General features: G+C 51.2%; 14 protein-coding genes and 1 riboswitch. Of the genes, 12 read left to right on the top strand and 2 right to left on the bottom strand.

Annotated elements, in window-relative coordinates; all coding sequences use genetic code 11:
* The first annotated feature begins 3 nt into the window (after positions 1 to 3).
* From AC3WTP_RS06265 to AC3WTP_RS06295, 7 genes are all read left to right on the top strand, one after another.
* Entirely contained in the window at positions 4 to 873 is an 870-nt protein-coding gene (locus AC3WTP_RS06265; RefSeq protein ID WP_492393734.1) for a branched-chain amino acid ABC transporter permease, read from the top strand.
* Between the two features lie 95 nt (positions 874 to 968).
* The gene (locus AC3WTP_RS06270; protein WP_492393964.1) at positions 969 to 1,946 is read left to right on the top strand and encodes a branched-chain amino acid ABC transporter permease; all 978 of its coding nucleotides are present in this window, start codon (positions 969 to 971) and stop codon (positions 1,944 to 1,946) included.
* A complete protein-coding gene (locus AC3WTP_RS06275) occupies positions 1,943 to 2,149 on the top strand; it encodes a hypothetical protein (protein ID WP_492393735.1) in 207 nt (68 codons plus the stop codon). The genes AC3WTP_RS06270 and AC3WTP_RS06275 overlap by 4 nt, the downstream gene beginning before the upstream one ends.
* Positions 2,121 to 3,224, top strand: coding sequence for a 3-oxoacyl-ACP synthase (locus AC3WTP_RS06280; protein ID WP_492393736.1), 1,104 nt, complete (start codon positions 2,121 to 2,123; stop codon positions 3,222 to 3,224). Before AC3WTP_RS06275 ends, AC3WTP_RS06280 begins: the two co-directional genes overlap by 29 nt.
* Positions 3,209 to 4,105, top strand: a complete 897-nt coding sequence (phaZ, locus tag AC3WTP_RS06285) for an intracellular short-chain-length polyhydroxyalkanoate depolymerase (RefSeq protein WP_492393737.1) — start codon at positions 3,209 to 3,211, stop codon at positions 4,103 to 4,105. Before AC3WTP_RS06280 ends, phaZ begins: the two co-directional genes overlap by 16 nt.
* A 1-nt stretch (position 4,106) precedes the next feature.
* Entirely contained in the window at positions 4,107 to 4,850 is a 744-nt protein-coding gene (fabG, locus tag AC3WTP_RS06290) for a 3-oxoacyl-ACP reductase FabG (protein WP_492393738.1), read from the top strand.
* On the top strand, positions 4,850 to 6,424 hold the full coding sequence (locus AC3WTP_RS06295) for an acyl CoA:acetate/3-ketoacid CoA transferase (RefSeq protein ID WP_492393739.1): 1,575 nt from the start codon (positions 4,850 to 4,852) through the stop codon (positions 6,422 to 6,424). The genes fabG and AC3WTP_RS06295 overlap by 1 nt, the downstream gene beginning before the upstream one ends.
* A gap of 62 nt (positions 6,425 to 6,486) precedes the next feature.
* On the opposite strand, the gene AC3WTP_RS06300 is transcribed toward AC3WTP_RS06295, so the two are convergent.
* Positions 6,487 to 7,758: a DUF2515 family protein gene (locus AC3WTP_RS06300; RefSeq protein WP_492393740.1), complete on the bottom strand. Its 1,272-nt coding sequence runs from the start codon at positions 7,756 to 7,758 to the stop codon at positions 6,487 to 6,489.
* A 141-nt stretch (positions 7,759 to 7,899) separates the two neighbouring features.
* Here AC3WTP_RS06300 and AC3WTP_RS06305 point away from each other — a divergent pair, with 141 nt between their 5' ends.
* On the top strand, positions 7,900 to 8,238 hold the full coding sequence (locus AC3WTP_RS06305) for a thioredoxin family protein (protein ID WP_492393741.1): 339 nt from the start codon (positions 7,900 to 7,902) through the stop codon (positions 8,236 to 8,238).
* A gap of 242 nt (positions 8,239 to 8,480) precedes the next feature.
* Positions 8,481 to 9,410, top strand: coding sequence for a COX15/CtaA family protein (locus tag AC3WTP_RS06310; RefSeq protein ID WP_492393965.1), 930 nt, complete (start codon positions 8,481 to 8,483; stop codon positions 9,408 to 9,410).
* On the opposite strand, the gene AC3WTP_RS06315 is transcribed toward AC3WTP_RS06310, so the two are convergent.
* Positions 9,411 to 9,590, bottom strand: coding sequence for a hypothetical protein (locus AC3WTP_RS06315; RefSeq protein ID WP_492393742.1), 180 nt, complete (start codon positions 9,588 to 9,590; stop codon positions 9,411 to 9,413).
* 261 nt (positions 9,591 to 9,851) lie between these two features.
* On the opposite strand from AC3WTP_RS06315, the gene AC3WTP_RS06320 reads away from it, so the two are divergent.
* From AC3WTP_RS06320 to AC3WTP_RS06330, 3 genes are all read left to right on the top strand, one after another.
* A complete protein-coding gene (locus AC3WTP_RS06320) occupies positions 9,852 to 10,550 on the top strand; it encodes a Cthe_2314 family HEPN domain-containing protein (protein WP_492393743.1) in 699 nt (232 codons plus the stop codon).
* 154 nt (positions 10,551 to 10,704) lie between these two features.
* Positions 10,705 to 10,852: riboswitch (SAM riboswitch) on the top strand.
* A gap of 188 nt (positions 10,853 to 11,040) precedes the next feature.
* Entirely contained in the window at positions 11,041 to 12,069 is a 1,029-nt protein-coding gene (locus tag AC3WTP_RS06325) for a methionine ABC transporter ATP-binding protein (protein WP_492393744.1), read from the top strand.
* Positions 12,069 to 12,740, top strand: a complete 672-nt coding sequence (locus AC3WTP_RS06330) for a methionine ABC transporter permease (RefSeq protein ID WP_492393745.1) — start codon at positions 12,069 to 12,071, stop codon at positions 12,738 to 12,740. The genes AC3WTP_RS06325 and AC3WTP_RS06330 overlap by 1 nt, the downstream gene beginning before the upstream one ends.
* Positions 12,741 to 12,806: the final 66 nt, after the last annotated feature.

Here is a 12,806-nt window from a genome sequence, read left to right on the forward strand (position 1 = left end):
GGTGTGAATCAACTGTTGAACCTCATCGTCAACGGCCTGGCTACGGGGATGCTCGTGTTCTTGTTGGCGGCAGGGTTGACGTTAATATTTGGCCTGATGAGCGTACTGAATTTCGCTCACGGCGGCTTGTTCGCATGGGGGGCGTATGGCGGTGTGTGGCTGTATGCGGCGAGCGGTTCATTTATCATTGCTGTAATAGGAGCGGTTGTTATCGGAATGCTGCTCGGTCTGGTTATGGAGCGTGTTGTCATTAGACCGGTCTATGGCAATCACGTTCAGCAGATATTGGTAACGCTCGGAGTTATGCTCGTGCTCAGCGAGATGCTGAAGGTTGTATTCAGTCCGAATCCGCTTAAGTCTGATGTACCGCCGCTATTGAACGGAAGCTGGGATATCGGCGGCGTTATCTTAATTAAGTATCGTTTATTTATCATAGTGGTTGGAGTGCTGGTGTACTTTGGACTGCTGCTCATCTTAAAGAAAACAAAGATCGGGCTCATCGTACGCGCTGGTGTTCATAACCCTGAGATGGTACAGTCGCTCGGTATCAATATTCGCATCATCTTCACGCTTGTGTTCATGTTTGGCGCCGGTCTTGCTGCACTTGGGGGAGCACTGCTGGCTCCGTATTCGGGGGTTATCTTTGCCGAGATGGGCATGCAATTCGCCATTCTCTCGTTCATTGTTGTCGTGATCGGCGGTATGGGTAGCATACAGGGATCTGCGCTTGCCTCCATGCTTATTGGGTTGTCCGGCGCGCTGATGGCCTATTATGTGCCGGACCTATCGCTTGCCGCTAATATGCTGCTGATGGTAGTCGTGCTATTGGTTAGACCATCTGGGCTGTTTAAGGTGAAGGGAGGAGGCGCATGAGCAACTTGAACTCTGGATATAACAACGCGGGACTTCCGAAGCGCCGAATCAGGCTCAGTCCAGCTAATTCTTACAACGCCTCCAGCCGGCTGCTGATGTGGCTTGGTGTCGCGATGACCGGCGCACTTGCCGCTGTGCCTTTTATATCGGATTCACGCAGCTTGTTTATTCTCATGACACAGATATTCATATTCGCAATCTTCGCGATGAGCTATGATCTGCTGCTTGGCTATACCGGAATCGTATCCTTTGGTCATGCCATGTTCTTCGGACTTGGAGCTTATTCTACCGGATTGTTCATGGATCGTGTCGGAGCTACTATCCCTATTCTGCTTCTGTCGATTGCAGTGGGAGCTATTCTCGCGGCGTTGTTAAGCTATGTAGTCGGTATGCTCTCGCTCCGTTTAAAAAGTCATTTTTATGCGATGCTGACGATGGCCTTTGCTGGGCTTCTGCTCGTAGCGGCAGAGAAATGGCGCTCCTTAACGAAAGGCAATGACGGATTTACATTTCCTATACCGGATATGCTCAAAGACCGGGCTGTATTATATTGGTCAGTCTTAGCTGTCATGGTCATCGTCTACCTTGTCTTGCGCCGTTTCACGACTTCTCCACTAGGCAGGGTACTGCAGGCGATTCGGGAAAATGAACAGCGCGCAGAGTCCCTAGGCTATGAGGTCGTGCACTATAAGGTTATCGCTACGATTGCTGCGGGGATGGCTGCCAGCATAGCGGGATCTTTCTATGTATTGACTCTGCGCTTCGTTAATACAACCGTATTCTCAATGGATATGACGCTTAACGCGCTATTGATGACGATCATCGGCGGTGTCGGTACATTATTTGGAGCCATTCTGGGTTCGGCGATTATCGAATGGGCCCATCATTTCCTGACAGAGCTTGCGAAGTTTCATCCTATATTTGAACGGTGGATTATCTTCTTTGGACTTTTATACATCGTGGTCGTGCTCGTATTTCCAGCGGGACTTGTGGGTACGTGTCGCAAATGGATTCATGCTTGGAAGCTGAAGCGATCTGGTGGATCTGCCGCTGGAGAGGAGGAAGCTTCGTGATAGAGGATCGGACTGCGGTATGCTCGTTTGTCCTGAGGTGTACGCCCTGCGAGAGCTCAAGCGGTTGGCGTATTCGTGTAACGCATGTGCAAGAGCAAGAAGAGTTGACCATGTCCTCTCTCGAGGAGGCTGTGGTATATATGAGTACGATGATGGATCGGGGGCAGAGACAGCATGAACAAGCAATCACAGATGGAGCATAGTGCAGCCGTGTCGGGTGAAATGCACGCTTTGGATCAAACGATCCGACTCGTATCCGTTGGGCTGTATGTGCCGTCTACCTATATGACGAGCTCAGATATTGCTGAAATTGCTGGTATTCCCCGGGAAATTGTAGAATCGAAGTTGGGTATTAAGCGAAAGCCGATACCAGGACCAGGGGATGATACCTGCGCGATGGGGATATATGCGGCTAAGCAGGCGATTGAGCAGATCTCGCTTGATCCAATGGAGATCGACTTGGTCATCTATATCGGCGAGGAGCATAAGGAATATCCGGTATGGACAGCCGCGTTAAAGCTGCAGGAAGAGATCGGTGCGAAGCGAGCGTATGGCTTCGATATGGCGCTCCGCTGCTGCACGGCGATTGCGGCTGTAAAGACGGCCAAGGCGATGATGCTAGGAGACTCCAGCATCCGCACGGTGCTGCTGGCAGGCGGCTACCGCAATGGCGACTTGATAGACATGAAGGATCCAGGAACGCGCTTCATGGTCAATTTAGCTGCCGGAGGCGGGGCCATGATCTTGCGGAAGGGTATGGGCGCCGCGGGCAGCGCGTACCCCGAAGTGCTGGCGGCATCGCTGATGACAGATGGATCGTTCAGCGAAGATGTCATTATACGCGCCGGCGGGACGAAGCAGCCGCTGAATGCGGAGCTTATTGCCGCAGGCGAGCCGAAGTTCAGCGTTACAGATGCGGAAGGGATGAAGGAGAGGCTGGATCAGCTGTCGATGGCAAGATTCGTGCAGGTCGTTGAACAGGCTGTTCACAATAGCGGATACGAAGTCGACGAGATCGATTATATGGGTCTGCTTCATATGAAGCGATCGGCGCATCAATATGTACTTCGCACGCTGGGGATTGCTGAGGATAAGGGAATATATTTGGAGCAGTATGGGCATATGGGGCAATTCGATCCGATCATACATCTGGAGCTTATCAGCAAGCAAGGATTGATGTATCCTCAAGCGGTCGTTGTGCTGGCAGCAGCTGGCATAGGGTATGCATGGGGAGGATTAACATTGAGATGGGGGGATATGCAATGTCCGTGGAATTGAAATCTGTAGAGCTTTCTAACGGCGAATGCTTAGGCTATCGGGAACGGGAAGGCGGCAGCAAGCAGCTATTGCTCATTCATGGCAATATGAACTCTTCCGCACATTGGGACGTGGTGCTGGAGCAGATGGATCCGCAATATAAGATTTATGCTGTCGATCTTAGAGGCTTCGGGATATCGACCTATAACACGCCAGCTGCCAGCTTGGATATCTATGCTGAAGATGTGCGCATGTTTATGGATGCGATCGATCTGGCCACCTGCGCAGTGATGGGGTGGTCAACCGGCGGCGGAGTAGCGATGGAGCTGGCTTCACGTTACCCTGAACGAGTCAGCGAGCTTATCCTGCTGGCGTCTGTGTCCACACGCGGCTATCCATTCTATGAGGATGGCGAAGACGGAATGCCGAATCCAGCCAAACGGATCGCGACTGCGGAAGGAATTCGCGCAGCGGCGAGAAATCAGATGGTGGAGGCTGCAAATGTACAACGCAATAAGGAGTTCATACGTTCCTTGTACAATTCGGTCATCTATGATAAGAATCAGCCGGATGAGGTCAGATATGAGATGTATCTGGATGATATCCTGACGCAGCGCAATCTGATAGACATCTACACCGCGTTGAATGCGTTCAATATTAGCCATGGGCATTATGGCGCAAGTGAAGGCACCTGTATGGTGGATCGAATTGTCGCGCCGACGCTCGTTCTGCGCGGGGATCGTGACTGGGTCATCAGTGAGGCGATGTATAGCGAAATACTCGCGGATTTCAATGGGCGCGCTGAAGGGATAACGCTGACGGATTGCGGACATTCTCCGTTAATTGATGACAGCGCTCAGTTGCTGAAGGCTGTAGAGTCATTTCTGCAAAGGAGAGGTTAACATGAAGCTGCAGGGGAAGACAGCGATTATTACGGGCGGAGCGTCTGGGATTGGTTTAGCTGCCGTGAAGCTGTTTGTCAGAAATGGCGCCATAGTCGTAGTGGCTGATTATAACGAGGAGGCGGGCGTTAGAGCGATTGCTTCACTTGGAGAAGAAGAGCAGCAGCGTGCGCGCTTCGTTCAGACCGATGTATCGGATGAAGCGAGTGTGCAGCGATTGATGGAAACGACGATTGCGGAGTTTGGCGCTATCGATATTCTAATCAACAATGCGGGGATCACGCGCGACGCGATGCTGTCGAAGATGACGACAGAGCAGTGGAAGCAGGTGCTTGACGTCAATCTTAGCGGGGTCTATTACTGCACGAAGCATGCTGCTCCTCACATGACGGCGAAGGGCAGCGGCAGGATCATCAACACCAGCTCGATCGTCGGCGTGCAAGGGAATCTGGGGCAGACGAATTATGCGGCTGCCAAGGCCGGAGTTATCGGGATGACGAAGACGTGGGCGCGCGAGCTTGGCTTCAAGGGTGTATGCGTGAACGCCGTGGCCCCGGGCTTTATCGAGACGGAGATGGTGGCGAAGATGCCGGAGAAGATCGTGAGCGCGATGGTGGATAAGGTGCCGCTGCGCCGTCTGGGACAGCCCGAAGATGTAGCGGAAGCGTATCTGTTCTTGGCTTCGGATTCGGCGAGATATGTGAACGGCACTGTGCTGGAAGTGAACGGAGGGCTGTCGATCTGATGCTGCATGAGCGACTGCCAATTCGACAGCTCACTCGCCAGCCAGCCCGGGTGATGACCGCCGATGAAGCCGTGCGCCTCCTGCCGAGCCGCGCGACGCTAGCTGTAGGCGGCTTCGTCGGCTGCGCCCATCCGGAGGCGCTGACCGCCGCCCTGGAGCGGCGCTTCCTCGCGGAAGGGGCGCCGACCGAGCTCAGCGTCGTCTACGCCGCTGGGCAGGGCGACGGCGCGACGCGCGGCGTGAATCATCTGGCGCACGAAGGCATGGTGCGGCGGGTGATCGGCGGGCATTGGGGCCTCGCGCCCAAGATGGGGGCGCTTGCGATGGAGAATCGCATCGAAGCGTACAATCTGCCGCAGGGCGTCATGAACCATCTGTACCGCGATATTGCCGCTGGCAGGCCGGGAACGCTGACGCATGTAGGCTTGCACACCTTCGTCGATCCGCGGCATGAAGGCGGCAGGCTGAATGAACGGACGACCGAGGACTTGGTCGAGGTCGTCACTATCGGCGGGATGGAGCGCTTGTTCTATCGCTCATTCCCGATCCACTGTTCATTCATTCGCGGTACGACTGCTGATACGCGCGGCAATATCTCGATGGAGCGAGAGGCGGTCACGCTGGAGATGCTGGCGCTGGCGCAAGCCGCCCGCAACTGCGGCGGCATCGTGATCGCGCAGGTCCAGCGGATCGTGCCTGCAGGGTCCATTCCGCCGCGGCACGTGGTGGTGCCGGGAATTCTCGTGGACGCTATCGTCGTAGCGGATGAAGGCGAGCATGCGATGACCTTCGCTGAGCACTATAATGCAGCCTACGCGGGTCATGAGCTTGTGGATCAAACAGCTGCGCTTGCTGCTTCCAAGCAGATCGTGGAAGCAGAACGGCTCGTTATTGCTCGTCGCGCCTTGGCGGAGATCGGGCCGCATCAGGTCGTTAATCTAGGGATCGGCCTGCCGGAAGGGGTAGGATATGCGGCATATGAAGCGGGAAGATCCGATATGACATTGCTGCTAGAGTCGGGGCCGATCGGAGGAATACCTGCACGCGGCTTAAGCTTCGGGGCTTCAGCTGGAGCCGAGGCAATTCTGGATCAGCCTTCTCAGTTCGACTTCTTTGACGGCGGCGGGATCGATGTAGCTTGCTTAGGAATGGCGGAAGCCGATGCGGCCGGCAATGTGAATGTAAGCCGATACGGTGGGAAACTAACGGGCTGCGGCGGCTTCATCAACATTAGTCAGAATGCCCGCAAGGTCGTATTCTGCTCAACGTTCACAACGGGCGGCTTGAAGACCGAGCTAAGAGAGCGTAAGCTTCATATCGCCGCGGAAGGCCGCCTCCGTAAATTCGTAGGACAGGTAGAGCATCTGACCTTTCCAGCCGCATATGCCGCCGGCAAAGGTGTCGAGGTCTTGTATGTGACGGAACGAGCTGTATTCGAGCTGTTCGAGGGAAGGCTGCTCTTGACAGAGATTGCGCCTGGTGTGCGGCTTGACGAAGACATATTGGCTCATATGTCCGCGCATCCGCTGATCTCAGATTCTCTGAGGCTGATGAACAGTGAGCTATTTATATGAGCATAGGTGACAATAATAAACCGTGATCGGTCATGTCCTCTAGAGGGGCGGCCAATCACGGTTTATTTGTGCGCCAATTGGGCGATGCTGATCAATTCGTCCCACATCAGTTCATGCAAGTTCGATATATAGGCGGCACGCGTTGTTGGAGTTGGCGGAAGGAACAATTCCTGCAGCACATCGTCTCTTCGAAGCCAGTCTCCAGGCTCAATCGGTGCGTGTCGATCGTCTTTCCACGCGTCAGTCAGCTTAGGACTGTAGATGAGCATATCGTAATTTCCCTTCTGCTCATGTATATGGCTGCTAGTCGAATGCCGTCGACTTGTAAAGCGGTGCGGCCAATAATCCGAGCGAGAAGCCGTATGCGGAACGGCTTGCATGAAGCGATGAGCCCCAGCGTACACTTCAGGTACATCAAACAGCAGGGTGTACAATTGCTTGCCAAATGAAATGCGTTCGTTGATGCTGTCGAATCTCTCCAGTGTCAAGCCATACAACGGCATAGGAGCAGCTATGTTCGGTGTGCCGATCGGAAATACTACTTGATTCATCTGAATGATTCCATGAAGCGAGAAGTCATTGCGTCCAATAGCATGCTTCACATATTCCTCGCTGCGCACAACTCGGCCTTCAATAACGTGCTGCTCATTAATAACCAATGCTATCGCAAGTAGAGGGCTGTTCGGTTGAATCCAGAACGACTCCCAGAACGGAGACATGAAAGAGGAAACATGGAAGACCGGCAGCAGATGAAATAAGCTTCGCCCCAATCGTCTGCTGGCATCATAGAGCAGCAGCTGCGGATAGGCGTCTTGAAAGATAAGCGCGTTGCATCGCTCCATCGTGCGATACATCCATAATCGATGCTCGCTATCCATGATGGAAGGCAGCACATTGCCCTGCAGATCGGTCATGTTCCATCCGCCGTTGCGGGATACCATATGCGCAAGCATCGCCCAATGCAATTCCGGGTAAGCTTGATAGATACTCGCGTAGGCATGTGTCCGGGTAATATTGCTGCGATTCATATTGCGCACTGTCCGCTCAATCTGGCGCACGATTTCTCGTTCTTCTCTCGATAACGGCCTGCATTTGTCTGGATCAGCCCTTTTCAGAATAGGACGATTAGAATCCTGTTCCGCGATGCATCGACGAACTCGATCCTCAACATGCTGTGCCTGAGCGGGATTCCATTCCAGCATTCCCGATCTAGACGATCTCCACATGGAGAACAGCGTATTCATCTGCTGGCGAGCTGTATAGTAAGCAGTCTGAGTAAGCTGCTTAATAAGCCTGAGCAGCGTGATCCAACGGGGAGATTTAGCTGAAGTCACGGAATAACCGCATCCCTTCCCATATTTGTCGAAATGTTATCCATTATGCCCGTATTTCGGCGGATTGTAACCTAAAGTTAATTTGACAGCGGAAAAGTGATGGTATATCTTGAAGTGAACAAAAGTTAGGAGGGTTCCAATATGGAAAAGATACAATCAGAAGAGCGCTTTGAAGCGATAATCCATGAGCCTGCATTGACAATAGCGGTGTTCAAAACAACTTGGTGCCCGGATTGCCATTTCATCGATCCATTCATGCCTGACATCGAAAGCGCTAATCCAGAGGTTACCTTTATAGAGGTTGATGCGGAAGCGCTTCTGCCGGTTGCAGAGCGCATTCATATTCTCGGTATCCCGAGCTTTGTCGCCTTCAAGGGTGGTAAAGAGGTTATCCGTTTCGTTAATAAATTGCGTAAGACTCGTCCGGAGATCGAGCAGTTTGTGGAACGAGCAATCGCTGTCAGCAATGCAATGAATTAATTCAGCCACCAACAGCCGTTCCCGTCAGGGAGCGGTTTTTTGTTTGTCTGATAGGGGTGAAGCAACGAACAAAGAAATGTTAAACGATTAGATGATATTGGTGTTACAATTGTCACAATTTGGTTGTTCACAGAATTGCCTTTTCTAGTATAATGATGTCGATTGGAACAAGTTGGTACTTTGCGTGTAGATACTGAATTATAGGTCAGGTGAAACGATTGGATACAAACCTATTGCTTAAAATGAAGAGGCTTGCCTATGCCGTATGCATTGGGATGTTTTTAGTTGTGCTCAATGGGGCGGTAGTAACGAAAACGGGTTCTGGAGAAGGCTGTGGCACGGACTGGCCGTTATGCAACGGAAAGTTCATTCCCGCCTATACGATCGAATCCTTGATTGAATATTCGCATCGCCTCGTAACCGGGGTAGTAGGTTTGCTCGTACTGCTCATGTTTATCTTGCTCTGGAAGCATGCCCGAAATATGCGAGACAGTATGATGTATGGGAGTTTAACGCTATTATTTACTGTAGTTCAGGCTATGATGGGCGCACTTGCAGTTGTCTATGCACAGAGTGCACCTATAATGGCTCTGCATTTCGGATTCTCGCTGATTGCATTCGCCTCATCATTCTTATTGAGCGTGTCACTACGCAACTACTCTATAGGATTGACGCCGCAGCCGTCCTACAACCAACAGCCTGTAAAGGATGTATTCCGTTATGGCGTTTGGTTTACATTGCTGTACACGTATATCGTCATCTACGTGGGCGCGTTTGTCCGTCATACCCAATCTGCAGGAGGTTGCAGCGGATGGCCGCTCTGCAACGGTGAGCTCATTCCCGATCTATCGGGCGGTACGCTGATCGCATTCATGCATCGTGTGGCAGCAGCGCTGCTGTTTGTGGTAGTCGCGACAATGGCCCATTTTGCCTACCATCATCATAAGAACAATCGCGAGATTCAATTATGCGGCATCTGGACGTTAGCGCTCTGCTTAGGGCAAATATTGACCGGGGCACTCGTCGTGTTCACGATCATGGATGAGAATCTGCTGCTGTTTACGAGCTTGCTTCATACGGTGTTCATTTGCGGCATGTTCAGTGTTCTATGCTATATGAGCGTAAGAGTGTGGCAGTTGAGGGAGCGGAAGCAGTCAGAACTGTCCGCATGATTATGCGCCTTTCTGAGCAGTATGCTGCTGCTCATCGATGCTTGTCCCTAGAAACAAGACGCAAGCTGTAGCTTTAACGGCTTCTACCCATCGCATATTCCAACTGATGCTCGGTTTGAGCTCCACATGCGGCTTGTCAGCATTTGATATTGAGAGAGTGTTCTTCACTTGTGTATTCATCTGATAGTTCCTCCTATTGAAATATAGTGAGTAAGCGTCTGTGCGCTTGCTTGTTGAGTTCATTGTACAATTGGAGGCTGCAGCTAACCATTGAGCTGACTTACGTTCGCCTTACATTGTTGTCACCTGTATGATAAGCGCTGAAAGTGTCGTTATCTATAGTCTTCAAGGCTTGTGATTCATCGCATAGCATTTAAACCAAGCAAGATGACAAGAATAGGATAATGACGATTCATATCATTGGTGAATGGAGGGCTTAGCATGCTCCGAATGCTGTTCGGTGAACCGCCTCGTGCGGACGATGGTGAAATTAAGCAGGCAATGGACGCTATGGATCAATATGTACAAAAGGTACGCTCTCAGATGGTCAAGCATGGGGATCCGAAGCATGATTGGCGCAAATATGAGGTGTGGACGGTTGGCCTCAAGACATCACTCGACGAGCTGGAGCAGAGCGTCTATGCGTCAGATCGATTCGCGGAGCGCGTAACGAAGCAGTATCAAGAGGAGATGAATGAATCCGAGCTGGACGATTATTATCGTCATGTGTATTTCTACAAGAATGGCTTCATTCGGGTATTTTCCGTATTGGATAAGCTGGGAACGCTGCTGAATGAAGCGCTGAATCTAGAGACTGACAAGGTGAAGAGCCGCTTCTCCTTCTATACCGTAGTGCGCCAGATGCGGTCGAAGGGTGTCACACCGCAATTGACGAATGGTTTGATCGAATTGAAGGAGCAGCATAGTGATGCCCTGCAGCGTCTGCGTAAACGCCGCAATACGGAGATTCACCATATGAACACCGAGATGCAGGATGATCTGTGGCAGCGGCATCGTAGCTTGAATGAGAAGATCAAGCTGGAGAACATTAAGAACAATGTAGATGATCTGCGTGAGGGCTATCGCATGGTATGTCACGTATTAACGGCGGTGTTTGAACAGCTCCATCATTTCAAATAAGCTTAGAACTCGATTCGACAACCATTCATTGTAAATTATTGGTTGTTGACTTGCCTGATAGACTACTTTATACTTTGGCAATAACTTCATAAGATCGATGTGATAATGATAATCAACTTGATCTCGTTTCTGTACGAAGAACGGATCAAGACTGATCTCATCAAGAGAGGCGGAGGGACAGGCCCGATGAAGCCCGGCAACCGATCATGCGACCCAGTGAGTTTCGCTACGGCGAAAAGTTCGCATGATGTCTATGGTGCTAATTCCTTCAGGATGCATATCAGCATTCTGGCAGATGAGAGAAGGGTTTATATGTGCCGCCTATTTATGATGAACGGTATAGATATGAAGCCCCTCTTGGCATCTGCCAAGAGGGGCTTTTTGGCATTATGCGGGAGGGTTTTGTTCAAAATAAAGATACTCTCCTGCAGATATATCACGATGATCATCAAGTTAGTTATGACGAAAGTAGAAAGGAATGTGCTAGAGCATGATACACATTAAAGAGTTGTCCAAGCGCTATCCCAGCCCTCGCAAAGGGGAAGAAGGGTTGCTGGCACTAGAACATATCGACCTCCAGATTCATGCGGGTGAAATATACGGAATCATCGGTCATTCAGGCGCAGGCAAGAGTACCTTGCTTCGCAGTATGAATCTGCTGGAGCGTCCTACATCCGGAGAAGTCATCGTTGACGGCGTTGACCTGACGAAGCTGTCGAAGCAGGAGTTACAGCAGCAGCGCAGCAAGATCGGCATGATCTTTCAGCATTTTAATCTGCTCTCGTCTGCTACGGTGTTTGACAATATTGCCTTTCCGATGCAGCTGCATAAGCATTCTAAGGAAAGAGTGAACGCAAGAGTCAATGAACTCATACGCTTGGTAGGACTGGAAGAGCACCGTAACAAGTACCCGGCTCAGCTGTCCGGCGGACAGAAGCAGCGTGTCGGAATTGCTCGCGCATTAGCGAATGATCCGAAGGTGCTGCTCTGTGACGAAGCTACATCGGCGCTTGACCCTCAGACGACGCAGTCCATTCTGGAGCTGCTGCTGCAGATCAATCGCGATCTCGGCATCACGATCGTACTGATCACGCATGAAATGCATGTGATTCAGACGATATGCGATAAAGTTGCCGTTATCAGCGGTGGACGCATCGTGGAAGAAGGAAGTGTAGTTGACGTGTTCCTGAAGCCGAAGCATCAGGTTACACGCGAATTTATATTAGAAGAAAGCCATCATGACGATATTCAGCCATGGGCATCGTTCAAGAAGCTGGGAGGAGCTGGCTCTGTAGTCGTGAAGATCGATTACTTGGGTGATGTCACCTATGAGCCGGTATTGAACCGGGTGTTGGTGGCCGCTGGTGTTCATTTCGCTATCCTGCAGGGGACGATTTCTAAAATGAAGGATGTGCCGTATGGACAGCTTGTGGTTCGTCTCGATGGCGAGCGTACTGCAGTCGAGCAAGCTATTGCAGGCTTGAAGGAAAAAGGGCTTGAAGTGGAGGTGCTTGCATAATGCTGTTTGGCATTGATTTTACAGGATTAGATTGGAGCGAGATCGGAACCGCTACTGTCGATACGTTACAGATGATGCTGTTCTCGGTGGTATTTACATTCATTCTCGGCTTGCCGCTAGGTGTACTGCTGTTCTTAACGGGTAAATCTCAGAGTCGGTCCGTTCGAATTCTATACAGCGTGCTGTCATTCATCGTTAATATTCTGCGCTCGGTACCGTTCATCATTCTGATGATCTTCATCATACCGCTTACGAAGCTTCTCGTAGGAACCTCGATCGGGGTTGAGGGGACGATCCCACCGCTCGTTATTGCAGCGGCGCCGTTCTTCTCCCGCCTCGTTGAAACGTCGCTGCGTGAAGTAGATCGCGGGGTTATCGAGGCAGCACAGGCAATGGGAGCTTCAACTTGGCAAATCGTTCGCAAAGTGCTGCTGCCAGAAGCGATGCCTGGCTTGATCGCTGGCACGACGATAACAGCTGTTACACTCGTTTCGTATACAGCGATGTCAGGTATGATCGGCGGCGGCGGATTAGGCGACTTAGCGATTCGTTACGGATACCACCGATATGAGCCGAGCGTCATGATCGTCTCGATCATTCTGATGATCGTGCTCGTTCAGGTGCTGCAGTGGATTGGCGATATACTAGTGAAACACTTTTCCCGCAAGTAATAACATTAGAAGCCAGCTTATACAGCTTTAATTATAAATAAATGACCCTATAGAAACGACACCATG

This window comes from Paenibacillus sp. EB106-04-04-XG159, from assembly GCF_058791835.1.